Raw genomic sequence first — 21,196 nt, 5'->3', positions numbered from 1 at the left:
GTGCCTAGGCTCGGGTCCATGAGCGCCGACGCCGAAGCCACCCCGGACCTCAAGCCCCGTTCCCGCCAGGTCACCGACGGACTGGAGGCGGCGGCGTCGCGCGGCATGCTGCGCGCCGTCGGCATGACCGACGACGACTGGGTGAAGCCGCAGATCGGCGTCGCGAGCTCGTGGAACGAGATCACGCCGTGCAACCTCTCGCTCGACCGGCTCGCGGGCGCGGTCAAGGGCGGCGTGCACGCGGGCGGGGGCTACCCGCTCGAGTTCGGCACCATCTCCGTCTCCGACGGCATCTCGATGGGCCACGAGGGGATGCACTTCTCCTTGGTGAGCCGCGACGTCATCGCGGACTCCGTCGAGACGGTGATGCAGGCGGAGCGCCTCGACGGCTCCGTGCTGCTCGCCGGGTGCGACAAGTCGCTGCCGGGGATGCTCATGGCCGCCGCGCGCCTCGACCTCGCGAGCGTGTTCCTCTACGCCGGCTCGATCATGCCGGGCTGGGTGAAGCTGTCGGACGGCAGCGAGCGGGACGTCACGCTCATCGACGCCTTCGAGGCCGTCGGCGCGTGCGCGCGGGGGCTCATGAGCACCGAGGACCTCGACCGCATCGAGCGCGCGATCTGCCCGGGCGAGGGCGCCTGCGGTGGCATGTACACCGCGAACACGATGGCGTCGGTCGCGGAGGCCATGGGCATGTCGCTGCCCGGCTCGGCGGCGCCGCCGTCGGCCGACCGCCGCCGCGACGGCTTCGCGCACGCGTCGGGCGAGGCCGTCGTCGAGCTGCTGCGGCGCGGCATCACGGCCCGCCAGATCATGACCAAGGAGGCGTTCGAGAACGCCATCGCGGTGGTGATGGCGTTCGGCGGGTCCACCAACGCGGTGCTGCACCTGCTCGCCATCGCGCACGAGGCGGAGGTGGAGCTCACGCTCGACGACTTCTCCCGCGTGGCCGACCGCGTGCCGCACCTCGGCGACCTCAAGCCGTTCGGCCGGTACGTGATGAACGACGTCGACCGCATCGGCGGCGTGCCCGTGGTGATGAAGGCGCTGCTCGACGCGGGCCTGCTGCACGGCGACTGCCTCACCGTCACGGGCCGCACGGTCGCGGAGAACCTCGCGGAGATCGACCCGCCCGACCCCGACGGCAAGATCCTGCGTGCCCTGGACCGGCCGATCCACCCGACGGGCGGCATCACGATCCTGCACGGGTCGCTCGCCCCCGAGGGGGCGGTCGTGAAGTCGGCCGGGTTCGACTCCGACGTCTTCGAGGGCACCGCCCGCGTCTTCGAGCGGGAGCGCGCCGCGCTCGACGCCCTGGAGGACGGGACGATCACCGCGGGCGACGTCGTGGTGATCCGGTACGAGGGCCCCAAGGGCGGGCCGGGCATGCGCGAGATGCTCGCGATCACCGGCGCGATCAAGGGCGCCGGGCTCGGCAAGGACGTGCTGCTCATCACCGACGGCCGGTTCTCGGGCGGCACCACCGGGCTGTGCGTCGGGCACATCGCGCCCGAGGCGGTGGACGCCGGGCCGATCGCGTTCGTGCGCGACGGCGACCGGATCCGGCTCGACGTCGCGCGCAAGACCCTCGACCTGCTGGTCGACGACGCCGAGCTCGCGGCCCGGCGCGACGGCTGGGCGCCCCTGTCCCACGGCTACACGCGGGGCGTGCTGGCCAAGTACACGAAGCTCGTGGGCTCGGCCTCGCGCGGCGCCGTGCTCGGCTGAGCGGCCGCCCGCCCGGCGAGACGCCTCGACCCCACCGGTGGCCACCGGGCAGGATGCCCGCATGGGCACAGTGCACCCGGCGATCGACGGCCGCCTCCGGACGTTCATCGAGTCCCAGCACGTCTTCTTCGTCGCGACCGCGCCGCTGGCCGACGACGGCCGGGTCAACGTGTCCCCGAAGGGCATCGACGGGTCCTTCGCCGTGGTCGACGAGCACACCGTCGCCTACCTGGACATCACGGCGTCCGGCGCGGAGACCGTCGCGCACCTGCGCGAGAACGGGCGGATCACCCTGATGTTCTGCGCCTTCGACGGACCGCCGAACATCGTCCGGCTGCACGGGCGGGGCCGGGTCGTCACCCTGTACGACGACGAGTTCGCGTCGTGGGCCGGGCGGTTCACGGAGCGCCGGGGCGCCCGCGCGGTGATCGTCGTCGACGTCGAGCGGGTGTCGGACTCCTGCGGCTACGGGGTGCCCCTGCTCGAGTACGGCGGCGAGCGCGACCTGCTGCCGCAGTACATGGACCGCAAGGGCGACGAGGGGCAGGCCGACTACCGGCGGCGCAAGAACCGCACGAGCATCGACGGCCTCCCGGCGTTCGACGACGACCCCGCGCCGGCCGCGGGCTGAGACCCTGCCAGGCCCGGCGGGCCGTCGACCGCGGGCGAGCGGCGGGGCCCCGGGCGATGCTGGGCGCATGAGCGACACCAGCACCGACACGATCACCGCGGCGCAGTTCGCGGCCGCCGACGGCGTGGCCGACTGGCAGGCGGACCAGGGAGCGGCGGCGGCCGAGTTCCGCACCGGCTCGTTCGCGGCCGGCGTGCGGTTCGTCGACGCGATCGGGGAGATCGCCGACGCCGTGAACCACCACCCCGACGTGGACCTGCGCTACGCCGCGGTCACCGTCCGGACGTCGTCTCACGACGTCGGCGGGCTGTCCGCGCGGGACGTCGACCTCGCCCGGCGCATCAGCGACGCGGCCCGCGAGCTGGAGCTGCCGGCGGCGGCGACGCAGCCCTGACCGCGTCCACCAGGGCGCCCCGGCCTCACCGCGCGAGGCGCGCGGGCGCGCGGCAGGGTGGACCGAGGCGAGCGCGAGGGACGGAGGCCGGCATGCCTGACGGGACGACGGACGGGATCACCGCGGCCGGGTTCGAGGCCGCGGAGGGCACCTCCGACTGGCGCGCCCTCGCCCTCGGTGCGAGCGCGCTCTTCCGCACCCGGTCGCCCGGGGAGGGCGCCGTGCTCCTCGAGCACGTGCGCGTGCTGGCGGACGGGGCGAACCATCACCCCGACGTCGACCTGCGCCCGGACGGCGTCGTCGTGCGCGTGCGGTCCCACGACGTCGACGGCCTGAGCGCGCGCGACGTCGCCCTCGCCCGCGAGGTCTCCGCGACCGCCGCGGACCTCGGGCTCGCGGCCGACCCGGCCGCGGTGCAGGAGGTGCAGCTGACGATCGACGCCGAGGACCGGGAGCAGGTGATGCCCTTCTGGGGCGCCGTCCTCGGGCACAAGCGGGACGACGAGGACCTCGTGGACCCGCACGGGCGGTGGCCCGGCATCTGGTTCCAGGGGTCCGACGAGCCCCGCCCGCTGCGCAACCGACTGCACCTGGACGTCTTCGTCCCGCACGACGTGCGGCAGGCGCGCGTCGACGCGGTGCTCGCGGCCGGCGGGCGCGTCACGACCGAGGAGTTCGTGCCGCACTGGTGGACGCTCGCGGACGCCGACGGGAACGAGGCCGACGTCGTCGCGTGGGAGGGGTTCGACGAGGACCTGGCCGAGGGCCTGCTCACCCCCGAGGAGTTCCGGGCGGCGGGCGGCGTGGACGACTGGCGGGTGCTGCAGGGGGCCAGCGCCTACTACGCGACCGGGGACTTCGACACGGGCGTCGAGCTCGTCGCGCGTGCGGCCCGGGCCGCGGAGGAGGAGGGGGTCACGCTGTTCGCCGACCTGCGGTACGCCGGCGCGACCCTGCGGGTGGGCCCGCCCGAGGACGGGTGGATCGACGCCGGACGGCTCCGCGTGGCGCAGCGGGTCCAGGCGGAGGCGCGCGCCCTCGGGCTGCGGGCCGAGCCCGCGGCGCTGCGCGACGTGCAGCTCACGTTCGACGCCCTCGACCTCGGCGCGGTGCAGGCGTTCTGGGCCGCGGCGCTCGGGTACGCCACCCGCGGCGAGACGGACCTGTACGACCCGATGCTGCGCGGCCCGTCGGTGTACCTCCAGCAGATGGACGCCCCGCGCGAGCAGCGTAACCGGATCCACGTGGACGTGTTCGTGCCCGCCGACGTCGCGGACGCCCGCGTGGCGGCGGCCGTCGCGGCCGGCGGCCGCGTGGTCCGGCAGACCGAGTCGCCGTTCTGGCGCACCGTCGCCGACCCCGAGGGCAACGAGGTGGACGTCGCCGTGCTCCCGGGGCGCGCGGAGGCGTGGGGCCGCTGACCGGGCGACCGGGTGAAAGCCCGGGATCCCGCTGACGGCGGCCGGTGCGCCGCTGCCACCCCCGCTGGCCTGCCGCTATGCTCCGGGGCGCGCACCGGAGCGGCCGGGGCGACGACCCGGCCCCGGGTGACGCCGCGGCCACGAGGAGGTGGCGGTGACCGAGCAGGGCGGCGGAGACCTCGCGATCGAGACGCGAGGCCTGCGCAAGACGTACCGCAGCGTGCGGGGGAGGTCGGTCGGGGTCGAGGGCCTCGACCTGCAGGTGCCGGTCGGCGGCGTGCACGGCTTCCTCGGGCCCAACGGCTCGGGGAAGACGACCACGATCCGGATGCTGCTCGGCCTGGTCCGGCCCGACCGGGGCTCGGCCAGGATCTTCGGGCACGAGGTGCCGAAGCGGCTGCCGGAGGTCGTGGGCCGGGTGGGGGCCATCGTCGAGAGTCCCAAGTTCTTCCCGGGGTTCAGCGCCCGCCGCAACCTGCGGCTGCTCGCCGACGGGATCGGCGCGCCCCCGGGGCGCGTGGACGCCGTCATCGACGAGGTCGGCCTCACGGGGCGGACGAAGGACAAGTACCGGACGTACTCGCTCGGGATGAAGCAGCGCCTGGCCATCGCCGCGACCCTGCTCAAGGACCCCGACCTGCTGATCTTCGACGAGCCCACCAACGGCCTCGACCCGGCGGGCATCCGCGAGATCCGCCAGACCATGCGCGGCCTGGCCGACCAGGGCAAGACGGTGCTGGTCTCCAGCCACATCCTCGCGGAGGTGGAGCAGATCGCGGACACGGTGTCGATCGTGGCCCGCGGCCGGCTGGTCGCGTCGGGGCGGGTGGCCGACCTCATCGGCGGCGGCTCTGCCGCGCGCTCGGTCCGCCTGCGCGTGGCGCCCCAGGACCTCACGATCGCGACCAGCGTGCTGGAGACGAGCGGGCTCCTGGTGCGCCGCGAGCACGACGCCATCGTGGTGGACGGCGCGGCCGACGCGGCCTGGGTCAACCGGGCGCTCGGCGAGCGCGGCGTGTGGGTGTCGGAGCTCGCGCCGCTCCAGGCGGACCTCGAGTCCGTCTTCCTCGGGCTCACGGCGCACGAGACGCCGGGCGGCCACTCCCACAAGGGTGGCCGCGCCAAGCGTGGCGGACCGCCGCCCGAGCCGGCCCACGCGGCGCAGGCGACGACGGCGCCGGCCACGAGCGCGGGGGAGGACCGGTGATGCGGCTGCTGCGTGTCGAGCTGCGGAGGCTGTGGGCGCGCCGCCTCACCTGGTGGGCGCTGATCGGGGTGCTCGCCGTGACCGGGCTGACGGTGTTCTCCGTGTACGGGACGGCGAAACCTCCCTCGGCGGCCGAGGTGGCCCAGGCCGAGGAGGCGTACCAGCAGGAGCTGCAGAACTGGGAGGAGACCGGGGACGACCAGGTCGCCGAGTGCGAGGAGGCGGAGGCGGACGACCCGGACCCGGCCGCCGACTACGCCTGCGACGACATGGCGCCGCGACGTGAGTGGTTCCTCCCGCCCCAGCCCGTCTTCGTCCCGGACGCGGTGGACGTCACGGACCAGGCAGAGCTCGACGCCTTCGCGCAGGAGACGGCCACGACCGCCGATCCGCAGGTCGCCGCGATCAACAGCTCCCTGTGGAACGACTGGGAGGCGGGCACGCAGCAGGTCGCCACCAGCTCCCTCGCGATCGTGGCGATCGCCTTCGTGCTGGGCGTCAGCTTCGTGACCGCCGAGACGAGCTCCGGAGCGCTGGGGCTGTGGCTCACGTTCGAGCCCCGGCGCCGGCGCGTCTTCTGGTCGAAGGCCGTGGCCGCGGGCGCGGGGACGGTCCCGCTGTCGGTCGCCGGCATCGCCGCGCTGCTGGGCGGCGTCTACGCCGTCTACGCCGGCTTCGGCACGCTCGGCGACCTCTCGGCCTCGCGCTGGGGCGAGATCGCGGCGTTCGCCGGCCGCCTCGTGGTGACGGCGACGGCGTTCGCGATGATCGGAGCGGCGCTGGGCGCCGTGTTCCGGAACGCGGCGGCCGCGGTCGGCGCCGCGGTCGTCCTGGGCTGGGTCGGCGTCGTCGTCACCGGGGCGATCGGGAGCGCGGAGGCCTGGAGCCCGTCGGTGAACGTCCTCGCGTGGCTCGAGGGCGGCGCCGTCTACGGCAGCCAGACCTGCGCGCCGGGGGAGTCCGGGATCGTCGAGTGCACGTGGGTCGAGAAGGCGGTGTCGCAGACGCAGGGCGGGCTCTTCCTGCTGGCGCTCACGGTCGTGCTGCTCCTGATCGCCGCGGTCGTCTTCCGTCGCCGCGACGTGAGCTGACCGGCCGCGCCCGCCGCGCGTCGTGAGCCCGGCGTCCCCCGTGCAGTCCGCATGATGGGACACCGGGCTCACGACGTGACATCGACGTGTCGCGGGCGTAACGTTCGATCCGTGCAGACGATCCTCGTAGTACTTCTTCCCGGGCGCGCCGACTAGGCCCACGCACCAGGCTTCGTCAGCGCGCTCACCCCTCGTCAGTCCCGTCATCCCGGGACCGGGGGGTTTTTCATTGCAGCGACAACCTCGCCAGACCTTTCGCCCGCAAGACCGACCGGCAGGAGAGACCGATGGTCCAGCCGAACCCGACCCCCGCCCAGGTGGCCGCACGCACCGCGCCGCGCACCGCCGACCGAGCAGTGTCCGGTGAGGAGGTCACCGGCGCCGAGTCGATCGTCCGATCGCTCGAGTCGGTCGGTGTCGAGAACGTCTTCGGCATCCCGGGCGGCGCCATCCTTCCGCTCTACGACCCGCTCATGGACTCGAAGCAGATCCGCCACGTCCTCGTGCGGCACGAGCAGGGCGGCGGGCACGCGGCCCAGGGGTACGCCCACGCGACGGGCCGGGTCGGCGTCACGATGGCGACGTCGGGCCCCGGCGCGACCAACCTCGTGACCCCCCTGGCCGACGCGCACATGGACTCGGTGCCGCTGGTCGCGATCACGGGCCAGGTGGCCGAGTCGCTGATCGGCACCGACGGGTTCCAGGAGGCGGACATCGTCGGCATCACGATGCCGATCACCAAGCACTCCTACCTGGTCACCGACCCGGCGGAGATCCCGCGCACGATCGCGGAGGCGTTCCACATCGCGTCCACGGGCCGGCCCGGCCCGGTGCTGGTGGACATCGCGAAGTCCGCGATGCAGGCGCGCACCACCTTCTCCTGGCCGCAGGACCTGGCGCTGCCCGGGTACCACCCGGTGACCAAGCCGCACGCCAAGCAGATCCGCGAGGCCGCGAAGCTGCTCGCCACCGCCCGCCGCCCCGTGCTGTACGTGGGCGGCGGTGTGATCCGCGCGGGGGCGTCGGAGGCGCTGCGCCGGCTGGTCGACACCTCCGGGGCGGCCGTCGTCACGACGCTCACCGCCCGCGGCGCCGTGCCCGACAGCCACCCGCAGCACCTCGGGATGCCCGGCATGCACGGCACCGTCCCGGCCGTCGCGGCGCTGCAGAAGGCCGACCTCGTGGTGGCCCTCGGCGCCCGCTTCGACGACCGCGTGACCGGCCGGCTGTCGAGCTTCGCGCCGCACGCCGCCGTCGTGCACGCGGACATCGACCCCGCGGAGATCGGCAAGAACCGCCCCGTGGACGTGCCCATCGTCGGCGACCTGCGCGAGGTGATCGCCGACCTCGTGCCCGCCCTCGAGGCCGAGCACGCGAAGGTGGGCAAGCCGGACCTCGCGGCCTGGTGGCACCAGCTCGACACGTGGCGCGAGACCTACCCGCTGGGCTACACCGACACCGCCGACGGGCACCTGGCGCCGCAGCACGTCATCTCCCGGCTGGGCGCGCTCGCCGGCCCGGACGCGATCTACGCCGCGGGCGTGGGCCAGCACCAGATGTGGGCGGCGCAGTTCATCCGCTACGAGCGCCCGCGCACCTGGCTCAACTCCGCGGGCCTCGGCACGATGGGCTTCGCGGTGCCCGCCGCGATGGGCGCCAAGGTGGGCGAGCCCGACCGCGAGGTGTGGGCCATCGACGGCGACGGCTGCTTCCAGATGACCAACCAGGAGCTGGCCACCTGCGCGATCAACGACATCCCGATCAAGGTGGCGCTGATCAACAACAGCTCGCTCGGCATGGTGCGGCAGTGGCAGACGCTCTTCTACGACGAGCGCTACTCCAACACCGACCTGCACACCGGGCACGGCACGGCGCGCATCCCGGACTTCGTGAAGCTCGCCGACGCGTACGGCTGCGAGGGCATCCGGGTGGAGCGCGAGGACGAGGTCGACGCCGCGATCAAGCGGGCGCAGGAGATCGACGACCGGCCGGTCGTGATCGACTTCCAGGTCTCGCGCGACGCCATGGTGTGGCCGATGGTCGCCGCCGGCGTCCCCAACGACGACATCCAGTACGCGCGGGGCATCTCGCCCGCGTGGGACCGCGAAGACTGACCGGCCGACGAGCAGAGACGGAGCCACCCATGTCGCGTCACACCCTGTCCGTGCTGGTCGAGAACAAGCCGGGCGTCCTCACCCGCGTCTCCGCGCTGTTCGCGCGCCGCGCGTTCAACATCCACTCCCTGGCCGTGGGCCCCACCGAGCACGAGGAGATCTCGCGCATCACCGTGGTGGTCGACGTCGAGGCGCACCCCCTCGAGCACGTGACCAAGCAGCTCAACAAGCTGGTCAACGTCATCAAGATCGTCGAGCTCGATCCGGAGTCGTCGGTGCAGCGCGAGCTGTTGCTCGTGAAGGTGCGCGCCGACGCGACCACGCGGGCGGGGGTGCTCGAGGTCGTCGACCTCTTCCGCGCCCACGTGGTGGACGTCGTGCCGGACACGGTCGTCGTGGAGGCGACCGGCACCGCCGCGAAGCTGTCCGCGCTGCTCGCGGCGCTGGAGCCCTTCGGCGTCCGGGAGATCGTGAAGTCCGGCACCCTCGCGGTGGGCCGCGGCTCGCGGTCCATCACCGACCGAGCCCTGGAGCGCGTGCGCACGGCATGACGCCGAGCGCGTACCGTCACCCCTGCCGGTGACTCAAACCGACCAGCAGTACCGAGATTCGAAGTATCGAGACCGAGGAGCATCACCGTGGCTGAGCTGTTCTACGACGACGACGCCGACCTGTCCATCATCCAGCAGCGCAAGGTCGCCGTCATCGGCTACGGCAGCCAGGGGCACGCCCACGCGCTGAACCTGCGCGACTCGGGCGTCGACGTCCGCGTCGGCCTGCGCGAGGGCTCGGGGTCGGCGAAGAAGGCCGAGGACGAGGGCCTGCGCGTGCTGACCGTCGCCGACGCGGTCAAGGAGGCCGACGTCGTCGTCATCCTCGCGCCGGACCAGGTGCAGCGGCACGTGTACCGCGACGAGATCGCCCCGAACCTCAACGAGGGTGCGGCGCTCGTCTTCGGGCACGGCTTCAACATCCGCTTCGGCTACATCAAGCCCGAGGCCGGCCACGACGTGCTCATGGTCGCCCCCAAGGGCCCGGGTCACCTCGTGCGTCGCGAGTACGTCGACGGCCGCGGCGTGCCCGTGATCGTCGCCGTCGAGCAGGACGCGTCCGGCTCCGCCTGGGAGCTCGCCCTGTCGTACGCGAAGGGCATCGGCGGCCTGCGCGCCGGCGGCATCAAGACCACGTTCACCGAGGAGACCGAGACCGACCTGTTCGGCGAGCAGGCCGTGCTCTGCGGCGGCGCCTCGCAGCTGGTCCAGTACGGCTTCGAGACGCTGACCGAGGCGGGCTACCAGCCCGAGGTCGCATACTTCGAGGTGCTGCACGAGCTGAAGCTGATCGTCGACCTCATGGTCGAGGGCGGCATCGCCAAGCAGCGCTGGTCCGTCTCCGACACGGCCGAGTACGGCGACTACGTCTCCGGCCCGCGCGTCATCGACCCGCACGTCAAGGAGAACATGAAGGCCGTCCTCGCGGACATCCAGAACGGCGCCTTCGCCGAGCGTTTCATCGCCGACCAGGACGCCGGCGCCCCCGAGTTCACCGCCCTGCGCGAGAAGGGCGAGGCGCACCCGATCGAGACCACCGGCCGCGAGCTGCGCAAGATGTTCTCGTGGATCAAGCCCGCTGACTCCGACTACACGGAGGGCAGCGCCGCTCGCTGACCCACACCGTCAGCAGCGACGCGCGCGGCCGCCGCCCGGGTGATCCCCGGCCGGCGGCCGCACGTGCGTCCGGCCCCGCGCCGAGGTAGTTCCGGATCCCGCGAGGTAGTTCAAGGTCCCGCGAGGTAGTTCAGGTTCCCGTGAGGTAGTTCGGGCCCGTCAGTCAGTCGAGCAGGCCGGCCCAGCGCCGGACGACGTCGACGAGCTCGACCCGGTCGAGGGCGTCGACGTCGTCGAGCCCGTGCCACGCGACGTCGTCGGTGCTGCCGTCGGCCTCGACGGTGAGGTCGCCCCCGACGACGTGCGCGCGGTAGACGATGCGGATGCCGTGCATCGGCTCGGTCGGGGCGCCGAGGCCGATGTCGAACCGACGCTCGGTGGGGACCACGATGCTGTCGACGCCGAGCAGGCCGTCGAGCGCGACGTCGTACCCCGTCTCCTCCCGCAGCTCGCGGACCGCCGCGTCCTCGGGGTGCTCACCAGGGTCGATGCCGCCGCCGGGCATCGTCCAGCCCGACCCGGTGCCGGCCGACCAGTGGGGGAGCAGGATGCGGTCGCCCTCGACGACGAGGGCGTAGGCGGCGACGCGTGTCAGCATTCCGGCATCGTGCCAGACCTGCCCGGCCATGACCTGGCAGGATGGCGGACATGACCGACGACGTGACCCCGGGCCTGGACGACTCCCGGCAGGCCGACAGCATCACCCGGTTCTGGGACGTGGCCCGGCCGAGCGCGGGGCGCACGAGCCACGGGGGAGCGGTGGGCGAGCGCTCGGAGAACGTGGTGCCGCCGCCGGCCTGGTCGTTCGGCGACTCGCCCGAGCTGGCGGACGAGCTGCTGGCCCTCGTCCTCGACGACGTGAAGACGGGCACCGCCGCCGCCGTGTGGGAGTACGAGGCCGCCGACGAGCCCCTGCCGCGCAAGGGCGACCTGTCGATCGTGCTCGACGGCGCCGGGGAGCCGCGCGTCCTCATCCGGACCACGCAGGTGGAGACCGTGCCGTTCGATGCGGTGACCGCCGAGCACGCGGCCGCGGAGGGCGAGGGCGACCGCTCGCTCGAGGACTGGCGCGAGGGGCACGAGCGGTACTGGCGGCGCACGCTGGCGCAGTTCGGGCGGGAGTTCGACCCGTCGATGCCCGTGGTGTGCGAGCGGTTCGAGATCCTGTTCCGGGACTGAGACCGCGGCCTCGTGCTGCTCCTCGGGTGGGGGAGGATGGCGCGATGCGAGCAGCGCCGCCGACCTTTGTCATCCGCCCTGCCATCCCCGACGACGCAGCAGGGTGCGCGATCGTCCACCACACGTCCTGGGTGGAGACGTACGGCGGTCTGCTCCCGGCAGAACACTGGGAGACCGACACTCTTGAGCGGCGAACGGCGGTCTGGCCACGCCGGATCGGCGAATTGCCTGTGACTGTGGCCGAGTCGTCCGGGCGCGTCGTGGGGTTCGCCACCGGCGGTAGGGCGAGGGAGGTGGGGATCCATCCACCTGTCCGGGACCGTGAGCTGTGGTCGCTCTACGTGCTCGCGGAGCATCACGGAACGGGCGTCGGCCAGGCGCTGCTGGAGGCCGTCGTTCCGTCCGGGGTGCCCGCCCAGCTCTGGGTCGCGGAGCAGAACCCGCGGGCGCGCCGGTTCTACGAGCGCAACGGATTCGTCCCCGACGGTGCACGCTTCGTCGACGGGCGGCTGAACCTCGCTGAGGTCCGACACGTGCGCTGACCGGGACCGCGGGGAGGCGGGAAGCGCTACGCCGGCGTGAGGACCAGCCAGGCGAAGCCGACCACACCGCGGTAGCCGGACACGTACTCGTCGCGCCGCCGGTCGGCGAAGGCCCGGGCGCCGGTCGTGCCGAGCCGCTCGATCCCCGCGCGCCAGTCGGACTCGAAGTCGTCCCACTCGCCCTGGGTCGAGGTGGCGGCGTGCAGCACCCGGAACCCGGCGTCCGTGGCGGCGCGGGCCAGCCCGGCCAGGTCGGGCAGGTCGCCGAAGTCGCGGCGCACGTCGTCGTCCGGCTCGGCCTCGTAGACGCCGTCGCCGAACAGCAGGACGCCGCCGGGCTCGGTGTGGCGGTGGAGTGCGGCGAACGCGTCCGGGGCGTCGCCCCAGATGTACCCGGCGCCCACGTTCAGCACCACCGGCGCCGTCCCCTCCCACGCGGTCGCGTCCGCCTCGTGGAACGCCACCCGGTCGCGCAGGCCGCGCTCGGCCGCGCCACGCCGGGCCCGGCCGAGGTCGCCCGGATGCTTGTCGACGCCGTCCCCGGCGAGGCCGTGCCGCGCGCACAGCCGCAGCAGCAGCTCGCCCGAGCCGCACCCCAGGTCGAGGACGCGGGCGTCCGGCACCGGGGGAGCGAGGCGCTCGAGGAGGTCCGCCGCCCGCACGGCACCGAGCGGGGAGTTGAAGGTCAGGTTCGCGGCGGCCGCGTCGAAGTACGGTCGGAGGTCGTCGTCCAAGGTCATGCGGCGATCGTGGGCGACCCGAGCGCACGGGCCAAGGGAATTGTCGGGAGCTGCCCGTGACCTGCGAGGTCACGGCGCCGGGCGTCCGGGGAATGAGATCGGTGTCCGCATCATGATTCGGCGGGCTTAGGCTCGGCGCATGACGCGGAGCATCGACCTGGCAGTGGTGGCCGGCGACGGCATCGGCACGGAGGTGGTGGAGCAGGGGCTGACGGTCCTCGAGGCGGCGGTGGCCGGCTCGGACGTCAAGATCTCGACCACCGAGTTCGACCTGGGGGCGCGCCGGTGGCACGCCACGGGCGAGACGCTGACCGACGCTGACCTCGAGGCCATCAAGGGCCACGACGCGATCCTGCTGGGCGCCATCGGCGACCCGAGCGTGCCGTCGGGCGTCCTCGAGCGCGGCCTGCTGCTCAAGCTCCGCTTCTCGCTGGACCACTACGTCAACCTGCGCCCGGGCAAGCTGTACCCCGGCGTGACCAGCCCGCTGGCGAACCCCGGCGACGTCGACTTCGTCGTCGTGCGCGAGGGCACCGAGGGCCCGTACGTCGGCAACGGCGGCGCGCTGCGCGTCGGCACCCCGCACGAGATCGCGACCGAGGTGTCGGTCAACACCGCGTTCGGCGTCGAGCGCGTCGTGCGCGACGCCTTCGCCCGCGCCCAGGCCCGCCCGCGCAAGCACCTCACGCTGGTGCACAAGCACAACGTGCTCGTGCACGCCGGCCACCTGTGGCGCCGCACGGTCGAGGCCGTCAACGCCGAGTTCCCGGACGTCACCACGGACTACCTGCACGTGGACGCCGCCACGATCTTCCTCACGACGAACCCGTCGCGGTTCGACGTGATCGTCACGGACAACCTGTTCGGCGACATCCTCACGGACCAGGCCGCCGCGATCACCGGCGGCATCGGCCTCGCCGCGTCGGCGAACATCAATCCCGACCGCACGGCGCCGTCCATGTTCGAGCCGGTGCACGGCTCCGCGCCGGACATCGCCGGCCAGGGCAAGGCCGACCCGACCGCCACCGTGCTGTCGGTGTCCCTGCTCCTCGACCACCTCGGCCTGACCGAGGAGGGCAAGCGCGTCGAGGCGGCCGTCGCGGCCGACCTTGCCGACCGATCTGCCGAGCGTGGCGACCGAGTACGCACGACGGCCGAGGTCGGGCGCGACCTGGCCGCACGCGTCAACGGCTGACGTCGCCCCGCGCGTCGTCACCGGACTGCGCGGCGCCACCCGCGCCGCGCCGTCGGACGAGTCGTCCGAGCCACCGCCCGCCCCGGCCGTCATCCCCCTGTCGATCCCCCGACGTCTCTCTCCGTCCGGGTGGCCGCTGTGGTCGGAGCGACGTCGGTGCCCACGGGGTGCGCGGTCGTGGAAAACTACAGGGGTCACCCGGTGAAGGCCCCCGATCATGACCACATCCAGCACCACCCCCTCCGCCAGCCCCGCCGCGTCGGGCATCCTCCCGGCGGAGCTCGAAGATCTCGTCACGCTCTTCGACGTCCGCGCCACGGACAGCCCCACGCCCGACGCCGAGCGCGAGGCCGCGCTGCAGGCGCCGAAGTTCGGCACCGTGTTCACCGACCACATGGCCCGCGTCAGCTGGCGCGAGGGCGACGGCTGGCTCGACCGCCGCATCGAGAAGTACGGCCCGCTGCAGCTCGACCCGGCCACCGCCGTCCTGCACTACGCGCAGGAGATCTTCGAGGGGATGAAGGCGTACCGGCACGACGACGGCTCGGTCTGGACGTTCCGTCCGGACGCCAACGCGGCGCGGTTCGCCCGGTCGGCGCACCGGCTGGCGCTGCCGGCCCTGTCGGTGGACGACTTCGTCGGCTCCATTGCGGCGCTCGTGCGCACCGACGTCGACTGGGTGCCCTCCGGCGAGGACTCGAGCCTGTACCTGCGCCCGTTCATGTTCGCCTCCGAGTCGTTCCTGGGTGTCCGGCCGGCCGCCGAGGTGGAGTACCTCGTCATCGCCTCGCCCGTCGGCCCGTACTTCGCGGGCGGGGTCAAGCCGGTGTCGATCTGGGTGGCCGAGGACTTCCACCGGTCCGGCCCCGGCGGCACCGGCGACGCGAAGTGCGGCGGCAACTACGCGGCCAGCCTCCTGCCGCAGACGCTCGCCCAGGAGCAGGGCTGCGACCAGGTGTGCTTCCTCGACGCCACGACCAACACCTACCTCGAAGAGCTCGGCGGCATGAACGTGTTCGTCGTGATGGCGGACGGCTCGGTGCACACCCCGGAGCTCACGGGCTCGATCCTCGAGGGCGTCACGCGCTCCTCGATCCTGCAGCTCGTCGCGGACCGCGACCGCGAGGTCGTGGAGCGGCGCATCCCGCTGGCGGAGATCGTCGACGGGCTGGCCGACGGCACCGTGCGCGAGGTGTTCGCATGCGGCACCGCCGCGGTCGTCACCCCGGTCGGCCGCCTCGCCGGCAGCACCTTCGACCACCAGGTCTCGGGCGGCGAGCCGGGCGAGCTCACCATGGCGATCCGTGCCGAGCTCACCGACATCCAGTACGGTCGGGCCGCGGACCGGCACGGCTGGATGCGCCGGCTCGCCTGACGCAGCGCCGCGCAGCAGTCGCGGCGCGGGTGCGACTCAGGCGTGGTCGGTCACGACCACGGACGGAGGCCCTTCCCGCATGGCGACACCGATCACGGCCGACGAGGTCAACCGCACCACGCTGGCCCGCCAGCAGCTGCTCACCCGCTCCGACGACGACGTGCCCGCCGTCGTCGGGCGGGTGGGCGGGCTGCAGGCGCAGCACGCCGACATGCCGTACGTCGCGCTCTGGTCGCGGCGCTCCGGGCAGACGATCGCCTCGCTCGAGGACGCCCTCACCGACGGCTCGGTGGTGAAGGCGACCGTGATGCGGTCCACCCTGCACGTGGTGCCGAGCACGGAGTGGCCGCTGCTGGACGCGGTCTCGGCGGAGCAGCGCCTCGCGGCGTGGCGCGCGAGCGCCCGCCGCGCGGGCGTCGACCTCGTCGGCCTCAACGCGGCGGTGCGCGCCTTCTGCGCCGAGCCGCGCACCCTCGACGAGGTGGAGGCGTTCGCCGCCGAGCAGTACCCGGGGGTGGACGCCGTCGCCGCGATCCCCGGCGGCGTGAGTCGGGCGTGGTGGCGCCTCGCCAGCGCGGGCGGCGGCCTCGTGCACGTGCCGCCGAGCGGCCTGTGGGGCTCCCACGTCGCGGTCCGCTACCAGGACGGGGCGCGCTGGCTGGCCGACCGGCTCGCGCACCCGGTGCCGGTCCTCCCGCCGGACGAGGCGCGCGCTCGCGGGGTCGCGCGCTACCTGCGGGCCTTCGGCCCGGCGTCGGTGCGCGACGTCGCGCGAGGGCTGGGCGTGCGGGGGATCGGCGTGATGAAGCGGGCGCTCGCCCTGCTGGACCTGCGCACCTACGAGACGCCGGACGGCCTCGAGCTGCTCGACCTGGCCGACGGCGACGTCGTGCCGGCCGACGCGCCCGCGCCGGTGCGGCTCCTGCCGCGGTGGGACCAGCTCCTGGTGGCGCTCGACGACCGTTCTCGGCTGCTCGACCCGGAGCACGCCGGCCTCGTGTTCCGGCGCAACGCCGACGTGCTGCCGACCTTCTGGGTCGACGGCCGCGTGGCCGGGACGTGGTCCCTGGACGTCGACGCGCGTCGCGCGACCGTCCACCTCGAGCCCTTCACCGGCGACGCCTGGGCGCGCCACCGGGACGACCTGGAGGCGGAGGCGACGTCGCTGCTCGACGTCGTCGCGGCCGACGCCCCCGAGCGGGAGGTCACCTGGGCTTCCGAGCCTGCCGCACGAGAGTCCGGCCGAGCACGCCGTTGAGCATCGCCGAGACCGCGACGCCCAGCACGACCCACACCAGCGCGGTGACCACCGCCGAGGCGGGGTCGCCGCCGCCCGTGAACGACAGGGCGGCGAGGATCACGGTGACCAGAGCGACCAGCCACCCGAAGAACATCCGGGGGCGGGGCACCACGCGCACGAGCAGCTGCAGCACCACCGCCGCGAGGAACGCGAAGAGGGCGCCCGTCAGCGCCCACGCGAGCCCGGGAGCGTCCGGCGCCAGCCGGGTGGGGCCGAGCAGGCCCACGCCGAACGCGCTGTCGAAGACCACGGAGGCCGCGAGCCCCAGGACGGCGCACACCACGACGGTGACGGCGGCGCCGGACCGGTAGCGCCGGCGGTCGAGGCCCAGCAGGTCGCGCGACGCCGGTGCCGGAGCGCCCCACTCCTCGGTGGACTCCGTCGTCGGCACGGTGCCCGGCGACGTCCCCGCGCGCGGCGAGATCCCGGGCGGTGGCTCCGCCGGTCCGGTAGGACCAGCGGGCGGTCGCGAGTCGGTCATCGGTGGGGCCTCCAGACCTCGGTGACAGGGGCCAGCCGACCACACCAGGTGGTCGGTCGCACGGCCGCCGCGCCACGCGGGGCCCGGGTCGCGGCGTGGACGGCCTGTCGAGCGGGCGGGAACGTGTGGCACCATGTGGCCCATGACACGCCTCGCGCACCAGCGTTGCTCGCTCATCATTCTGTAGCGCGTCCGGCCCACCCCGCCGGACGCGCAGACCTTCCGTACCCGGAGGGTCTTTTTTGTTGAACTGAAGGACCAGAGCTCTCGACGCCGGGCCCCGCGCCTCCGCGTCACCGATTGGGAGTCCCGCCATGACCGCCACCCCGTTCCACGTGTACGACACCACCCTGCGCGACGGCGCGCAGCAGGAGGGCATGAACCTCTCGGTGGCGGACAAGCTGGCCATCGCGCCGCTGCTGGACGAGCTGGGTGTCGGCTTCATCGAGGGCGGCTGGCCCGGCGCGGTACCGAAGGACACGGAGTTCTTCCGGCGCGCGGCCAAGGAGCTCGACCTGCGCCACGCGGTGCTCGCGGCGTTCGGCGCCACCCGCAAGGCGGGCACCCGCGCCTGGGACGACCCGCAGGTGCGGGCGCTCCTCGACTCCGAGGCCCCGGTCGTGACGCTGGTGGCGAAGTCGGACGTGCGGCACGTGGAGCGGGCGCTGCGCACGACCCCCGACGAGGGGCTCGCGATGATCTCCGACACCGTCGAGTTCCTCGTCGGCGAGGGGCGCCGCGTCGTGGTCGACGCCGAGCACTTCTTCGACGGCTACCGGTACGACCCGGCGTACTCCCGCGCCGCCGTCGAGGCGGCCTTCGCGGCAGGCGCCGAGGTCGTGGCGCTGTGCGACACCAACGGCGGCATGCTGCCGCACTGGGTGACCGACGTCGTGACCGAGCTGCGCGAGTCGCTGGGCGTGCCGCACGGGCGCGACGCCGCCCCGGGCGACCGGCTGCTGGGCGTGCACGCGCACAACGACTCCGGCTGCGCGGTCGCGAACACGCTGGCCGCCGTCGCGGCCGGCTGCGCGCACGTGCAGGGCACCGTGAACGGCTACGGCGAGCGCACCGGCAACGTCGACCTGGTGACCGTCGTCGCGAACCTGGAGCTCAAGCACGGCCTGCGCACGCTCGCCGGCGAGGGCCTGGAGGACGCCACCCGCATCGCGCACGCCGTCGCCGAGATCACCAACATCTCGCCGTACGCGCGGCAGCCCTACGTAGGGGCCAGCGCTTTCGCGCACAAGGCGGGCCTGCACGCGAGCGCGATCAAGGTGGACCCGGACCTCTACCAGCACATCGACCCCACCGCGGTGGGCAACGACATGCGCATGCTCGTGTCGGACATGGCCGGGCGGGCGTCCATCGAGCTCAAGGGCCGCGAGCTGGGCTACGACCTCAGCGGCCAGGGCGAGCTGCTCACCCGTGTCACGACCCGGGTCAAGGACGCCGAGGCCCAGGGCTACACGTTCGACGCCGCCGACGCGTCCTTCGAGCTGCTGCTGCGCGAGGAGCTCACCGGCGGCCGCCAGTCGTACTTCCGGGTGGAGAGCTGGCGCACCATCGTCGAGACGGTGGCCGGGGGCGCGGGGCACGACGCCGCGAGCCGGGACGCCGACGCCGTCGCCGAGTCGACGGTGAAGCTGCACGCCGGCGGCGAGCGCATCGTCGCGACCGGCGAGGGCAACGGCCCCGTGAACGCGCTCGACCAGGCCCTGCGCGGCGCGCTCACGCGGGTGTACCCGCAGATCGAGAAGTTCGAGCTCATCGACTTCAAGGTGCGCATCCTCGACGCCCAGCAGGGCACCGACGCCACGACCCGCGTGCTGGTCGAGACGACGGACGGCCAGCACTCCTGGTCCACGGTCGGCGTGGGGCCCAACGTCATCGAGGCGGCGTGGGAGTCGCTCATCGACGCGTACGTCTACGGCCTCCTGCACGCCGAGGTCGAGCCGCGCTGAACGACCTCGCGGGATCTTTGAACTACCTCGCGGGATCCTGAACTACCTCGCGGGACCTTGAGCTACCTCGGCGCGGGTCAGCGGGGCTTGGCCGGCAGGCGGTGGGGCTGCACCGCGTCGTAGGTGACCTTGAGCGCGGCGGTGGTCTGGTCGTAGCGGCGCTGCGCGACGCGCACGAAGAGGAAGTCGACCACCGCGAGCTGGGCGATGCGGCTCGACATGGCGCCGGAGCGGAACTGGGTCTCGCGCGCCGTCGTCGACAGGACGACGTCGGCGAGCTCGGCCAGCGGCGACGCCGGGAAGTTGGTGACGGCCACGGTCGTGGCGCCGGCGTCGCGCGCGAGGGTGAGCGCCTGGACCGTCTCCACCGTGGTGCCGGTGTGCGAGACGGCGACGGCGACGCAGCCCTCGCCGAGAAGGGCCGCCGACTGGAGCTGGCCGTGCAGGTCGACGGGCGCGAAGCAGGCGATGCCGATGCGGGCGAGCTTCTGCGCGAGGTCCTGCGCCGTGAGGCCGCTCGAGCCGACGCCGTAGACGTCCACGCGCGGGGCGGCGGCGACGGCGTCGACCGCACGCTCGAGCGCGTCGAGGTCGAGCATCCGCGCCGTCTCCTCGATCGTCCTCGCCTCGTGGAAGGCGATCTTGGACACGACGTCGGTGGCGGTGTCGGTCCGGTTGATCTCGCCCTCGGCGATACCGGAGCGCTCCAGCTCGACGGCGCGGCGGCTGGTGGCCTGCGCGAGGTCGATGCGGAACTCCGGGTAGCCGGCGTACCCGACGGCGCGGCAGAACCGGACCACGGTCGCCTGCGAGGTCCCGGCCCGCGCGGCGAGCTCGGTGATGGTGGCACCGACGACGCCGGGCGGGTCGTCGAGCACCACCGAGGCGATGCGGGCCTCGGCGGGGCGCAGCGTGGGCAGGGTCTGGCGGAGCCGGACGAGGACGTCACCGTTCATGCGCGGAGGTCTCCTTCCCGGCGGGCGTGCCGGCGGTGGGTGGGGTGGATGACGGGGCCGGGGTCGGGCCGCGCCGGACGGTGAGCCAGGGCTCGTACGGCTCCACGAGCACGCCGTCGCCGGCGGCTCGGGCGTCGACGAGCGACCGGGCGAGCCGCAGCGCGCCGTCGAGCGGGGACCCGTCGGCGGTCACGAGCCGCACGTCGGGCCGCAGTGCCGACAACCGGGCCTTGAGCGGGGTGGTCACGGGGGCGCCGATCTGCAGGACCCCGCCGGTGACCGCGGCCAGCGGCGGGATGCCGGGCCGCAGGGCGGCGGCGATGCTCTCCGCGAGGTGGGTGCCGGCCTCGCGGAGGACGGCGTTCGCGACGAGGTCGCCCGCCCGGGCCGCGTCGGCGACGGCGGGGGTGAACGACGCGAGCACGTGCGCCCGGTCGGGACGCCCGTACAGCGCGGCAGGCCAGCCGTCGACGGGGCCGAAGCGCTCGAGCGCGGCGGCGAGCAGCGTGGGGGAGGGCGTGCCGGGGCGGCCGTCGTGGGTCGCGATCGCCGCGCGCAGCCCGTGCGCGCCGATCCAGGACCCGGAGCCGAGGTCGCCCAGCAGGTGGCCCCAGCCGTCCGCGCGGTGCCAGCGCCGGCGCAGGTCGGTCGCCAGGACGATGGCGCCGGTGCCGACGGCGGCGACGGCGCCGGGCCGCCCGCCGAGCGCGCCCAGGTGGGCGGCGAGGGCGTCCGCGGCGACCGCCGTCGTCCTGGCGCCGGCGTCGTGCAGCACGTCGTGCAGGGCGTCGGGGTCGGGCACGAGCGAGGGGAGCCCGGTGACGGACAGCGCGGCCGCCGCGATCCGGAGGCCCGGCCGCCGCCGCGTCAGGTCGGCGACGAGCTCGGCCACGACGTCCGCGGCGTCGCTGCCCGCCGCGGTGATGCGCACCGGCCGCCCGGTGAGGGTGACCGCGGCGTCGTCCTCCGACCCGGCCGGGCCGCCGAAACGGTGCGCGGGCACGGCGACGAGGCGCGCGCCGCTGCCGCCGACGTCGACGGCGACGACGTGCTCGACGCCGTGCTCGCCGACGACCTCGCCGGTGGTGTTCGCTGCGTCCTGGCCGGTCACGGCACCTAGTGTGGCAGTCATTTTCCCGGGATGGAGGCCTCACAAAAAGAACTTCGCCCGCACGGCGCGAGGGCGTCGCGAGGGCCTGGTGTGACCGACG

The 21,196-nt window shown here is 74.0% G+C and carries 20 protein-coding genes; 15 read left to right on the top strand and 5 right to left on the bottom strand.

Annotated features, from left to right (window positions below; translation table 11 throughout):
* Positions 1–18 precede the first annotated feature (18 nt).
* The 9 genes from ilvD (at position 19) to ilvC (ending at position 10,253) form a co-directional block, all read left to right on the top strand.
* Positions 19–1,728 carry a dihydroxy-acid dehydratase gene (gene ilvD, locus ACQFYA_RS14510; protein ID WP_499125360.1) on the top strand — a complete coding sequence of 570 codons (1,710 nt, stop codon included), beginning with the start codon at positions 19–21 and terminating at the stop codon, positions 1,726–1,728.
* A 61-nt stretch (positions 1,729–1,789) separates the two neighbouring features.
* The gene (locus ACQFYA_RS14505; RefSeq protein ID WP_499125358.1) at positions 1,790–2,359 is read left to right on the top strand and encodes a pyridoxamine 5'-phosphate oxidase family protein; all 570 of its coding nucleotides are present in this window, start codon (positions 1,790–1,792) and stop codon (positions 2,357–2,359) included.
* Between the two features lie 67 nt (positions 2,360–2,426).
* Positions 2,427–2,753 (top strand): 4a-hydroxytetrahydrobiopterin dehydratase, encoded by a 327-nt coding sequence (locus ACQFYA_RS14500; RefSeq protein ID WP_499125357.1) that lies wholly within the window; start codon positions 2,427–2,429, stop codon positions 2,751–2,753.
* Positions 2,754–2,845: 92 nt separating this feature from the next.
* On the top strand, positions 2,846–4,174 hold the full coding sequence (locus ACQFYA_RS14495; protein ID WP_499125355.1) for a VOC family protein: 1,329 nt from the start codon (positions 2,846–2,848) through the stop codon (positions 4,172–4,174).
* A gap of 148 nt (positions 4,175–4,322) precedes the next feature.
* Positions 4,323–5,381: an ABC transporter ATP-binding protein gene (locus ACQFYA_RS14490; RefSeq protein ID WP_499125354.1), complete on the top strand. Its 1,059-nt coding sequence runs from the start codon at positions 4,323–4,325 to the stop codon at positions 5,379–5,381.
* Positions 5,381–6,472: an ABC transporter permease subunit gene (locus tag ACQFYA_RS14485; RefSeq protein WP_499125353.1), complete on the top strand. Its 1,092-nt coding sequence runs from the start codon at positions 5,381–5,383 to the stop codon at positions 6,470–6,472. The genes ACQFYA_RS14490 and ACQFYA_RS14485 overlap by 1 nt, the downstream gene beginning before the upstream one ends.
* Positions 6,473–6,759: 287 nt before the next feature.
* The gene (locus tag ACQFYA_RS14480) at positions 6,760–8,586 is read left to right on the top strand and encodes an acetolactate synthase large subunit (protein ID WP_499125352.1); all 1,827 of its coding nucleotides are present in this window, start codon (positions 6,760–6,762) and stop codon (positions 8,584–8,586) included.
* A 29-nt stretch (positions 8,587–8,615) separates the two neighbouring features.
* Complete coding sequence (ilvN, locus tag ACQFYA_RS14475; RefSeq protein WP_499125350.1) at positions 8,616–9,137, top strand: acetolactate synthase small subunit; 522 nt, start codon at positions 8,616–8,618, stop codon at positions 9,135–9,137.
* 87 nt (positions 9,138–9,224) lie between these two features.
* On the top strand, positions 9,225–10,253 hold the full coding sequence (gene ilvC / locus ACQFYA_RS14470; RefSeq protein ID WP_499125349.1) for a ketol-acid reductoisomerase: 1,029 nt from the start codon (positions 9,225–9,227) through the stop codon (positions 10,251–10,253).
* A gap of 163 nt (positions 10,254–10,416) precedes the next feature.
* Here ilvC and ACQFYA_RS14465 read toward each other — a convergent pair whose 3' ends face one another.
* Positions 10,417–10,851, bottom strand: a complete 435-nt coding sequence (locus tag ACQFYA_RS14465) for an NUDIX hydrolase (RefSeq protein WP_499125347.1) — start codon at positions 10,849–10,851, stop codon at positions 10,417–10,419.
* A 50-nt stretch (positions 10,852–10,901) separates the two neighbouring features.
* Between ACQFYA_RS14465 and ACQFYA_RS14460 the strand changes: the two genes are divergently transcribed.
* Together ACQFYA_RS14460 and ACQFYA_RS14455 are read left to right on the top strand one after the other, a co-directional pair.
* Positions 10,902–11,432, top strand: a complete 531-nt coding sequence (locus tag ACQFYA_RS14460; protein WP_499125346.1) for an ASCH domain-containing protein — start codon at positions 10,902–10,904, stop codon at positions 11,430–11,432.
* A gap of 44 nt (positions 11,433–11,476) precedes the next feature.
* On the top strand, positions 11,477–11,974 hold the full coding sequence (locus ACQFYA_RS14455) for a GNAT family N-acetyltransferase (protein WP_499125344.1): 498 nt from the start codon (positions 11,477–11,479) through the stop codon (positions 11,972–11,974).
* 26 nt (positions 11,975–12,000) lie between these two features.
* Here the strand turns inward: ACQFYA_RS14455 and ACQFYA_RS14450 are convergent, their stop codons facing one another.
* Positions 12,001–12,714 carry an SAM-dependent methyltransferase gene (locus ACQFYA_RS14450; protein WP_499125343.1) on the bottom strand — a complete coding sequence of 238 codons (714 nt, stop codon included), beginning with the start codon at positions 12,712–12,714 and terminating at the stop codon, positions 12,001–12,003.
* Between the two features lie 139 nt (positions 12,715–12,853).
* Here ACQFYA_RS14450 and ACQFYA_RS14445 point away from each other — a divergent pair, with 139 nt between their 5' ends.
* The 3 genes from ACQFYA_RS14445 to ACQFYA_RS14435 all read left to right on the top strand — a co-directional run bounded on the left by ACQFYA_RS14445 (position 12,854) and on the right by ACQFYA_RS14435 (position 16,542).
* On the top strand, positions 12,854–13,909 hold the full coding sequence (locus ACQFYA_RS14445) for a 3-isopropylmalate dehydrogenase (RefSeq protein ID WP_499125342.1): 1,056 nt from the start codon (positions 12,854–12,856) through the stop codon (positions 13,907–13,909).
* Between the two features lie 217 nt (positions 13,910–14,126).
* Positions 14,127–15,284: a branched-chain amino acid aminotransferase gene (locus tag ACQFYA_RS14440; RefSeq protein ID WP_499125341.1), complete on the top strand. Its 1,158-nt coding sequence runs from the start codon at positions 14,127–14,129 to the stop codon at positions 15,282–15,284.
* 79 nt (positions 15,285–15,363) lie between these two features.
* Positions 15,364–16,542: a winged helix DNA-binding domain-containing protein gene (locus tag ACQFYA_RS14435; protein ID WP_499125339.1), complete on the top strand. Its 1,179-nt coding sequence runs from the start codon at positions 15,364–15,366 to the stop codon at positions 16,540–16,542.
* Here ACQFYA_RS14435 and ACQFYA_RS14430 read toward each other — a convergent pair.
* Positions 16,490–16,975 (bottom strand): DUF6069 family protein, encoded by a 486-nt coding sequence (locus ACQFYA_RS14430; protein WP_499125337.1) that lies wholly within the window; start codon positions 16,973–16,975, stop codon positions 16,490–16,492. The two genes, ACQFYA_RS14435 and ACQFYA_RS14430, sit on opposite strands and share 53 nt — an antisense overlap.
* A gap of 404 nt (positions 16,976–17,379) precedes the next feature.
* Between ACQFYA_RS14430 and cimA the strand changes: the two genes are divergently transcribed.
* Positions 17,380–19,029, top strand: a complete 1,650-nt coding sequence (gene cimA, locus ACQFYA_RS14425) for a citramalate synthase (RefSeq protein WP_499125336.1) — start codon at positions 17,380–17,382, stop codon at positions 19,027–19,029.
* A 77-nt stretch (positions 19,030–19,106) separates the two neighbouring features.
* Here the strand turns inward: cimA and ACQFYA_RS14420 are convergent, their stop codons facing one another.
* Both ACQFYA_RS14420 and ACQFYA_RS14415 read right to left on the bottom strand, forming a co-directional pair.
* Positions 19,107–19,985 carry a MurR/RpiR family transcriptional regulator gene (locus ACQFYA_RS14420; protein WP_499125335.1) on the bottom strand — a complete coding sequence of 293 codons (879 nt, stop codon included), beginning with the start codon at positions 19,983–19,985 and terminating at the stop codon, positions 19,107–19,109.
* Complete coding sequence (locus tag ACQFYA_RS14415; RefSeq protein WP_499125334.1) at positions 19,975–21,096, bottom strand: N-acetylglucosamine kinase; 1,122 nt, start codon at positions 21,094–21,096, stop codon at positions 19,975–19,977. Before ACQFYA_RS14415 ends, ACQFYA_RS14420 begins: the two co-directional genes overlap by 11 nt.
* Positions 21,097–21,196 lie beyond the last annotated feature (100 nt).

It is taken from the genome of Promicromonospora sp. Marseille-Q5078 (assembly GCF_050315395.1).
Taxonomy (GTDB): Bacteria; Actinomycetota; Actinomycetes; order Actinomycetales; family Cellulomonadaceae; genus Isoptericola.
Note: the sequence above shows the minus strand (reverse complement) of the source record. Positions and strands in the feature narration are given on the sequence as shown.

Coding starts and splice junctions, on each gene's coding strand:
- ilvD (WP_499125360.1), top strand. CDS start 19: ATGAGCGCCGACGCCGAAGCCACCCCGGACCTCAAGCCCCGTTCCCGC.
- ACQFYA_RS14505 (WP_499125358.1), top strand. CDS start 1,790: ATGGGCACAGTGCACCCGGCGATCGACGGCCGCCTCCGGACGTTCATC.
- ACQFYA_RS14500 (WP_499125357.1), top strand. CDS start 2,427: ATGAGCGACACCAGCACCGACACGATCACCGCGGCGCAGTTCGCGGCC.
- ACQFYA_RS14495 (WP_499125355.1), top strand. CDS start 2,846: ATGCCTGACGGGACGACGGACGGGATCACCGCGGCCGGGTTCGAGGCC.
- ACQFYA_RS14485 (WP_499125353.1), top strand. CDS start 5,381: ATGCGGCTGCTGCGTGTCGAGCTGCGGAGGCTGTGGGCGCGCCGCCTC.
- ACQFYA_RS14480 (WP_499125352.1), top strand. CDS start 6,760: ATGGTCCAGCCGAACCCGACCCCCGCCCAGGTGGCCGCACGCACCGCG.
- ilvN (WP_499125350.1), top strand. CDS start 8,616: ATGTCGCGTCACACCCTGTCCGTGCTGGTCGAGAACAAGCCGGGCGTC.
- ACQFYA_RS14465 (WP_499125347.1), bottom strand. CDS start 10,851: ATGCTGACACGCGTCGCCGCCTACGCCCTCGTCGTCGAGGGCGACCGC.
- ACQFYA_RS14460 (WP_499125346.1), top strand. CDS start 10,902: ATGACCGACGACGTGACCCCGGGCCTGGACGACTCCCGGCAGGCCGAC.
- ACQFYA_RS14455 (WP_499125344.1), top strand. CDS start 11,477: ATGCGAGCAGCGCCGCCGACCTTTGTCATCCGCCCTGCCATCCCCGAC.
- ACQFYA_RS14450 (WP_499125343.1), bottom strand. CDS start 12,714: ATGACCTTGGACGACGACCTCCGACCGTACTTCGACGCGGCCGCCGCG.
- ACQFYA_RS14445 (WP_499125342.1), top strand. CDS start 12,854: ATGACGCGGAGCATCGACCTGGCAGTGGTGGCCGGCGACGGCATCGGC.
- ACQFYA_RS14440 (WP_499125341.1), top strand. CDS start 14,127: ATGACCACATCCAGCACCACCCCCTCCGCCAGCCCCGCCGCGTCGGGC.
- ACQFYA_RS14435 (WP_499125339.1), top strand. CDS start 15,364: ATGGCGACACCGATCACGGCCGACGAGGTCAACCGCACCACGCTGGCC.
- cimA (WP_499125336.1), top strand. CDS start 17,380: ATGACCGCCACCCCGTTCCACGTGTACGACACCACCCTGCGCGACGGC.
- ACQFYA_RS14420 (WP_499125335.1), bottom strand. CDS start 19,985: ATGAACGGTGACGTCCTCGTCCGGCTCCGCCAGACCCTGCCCACGCTG.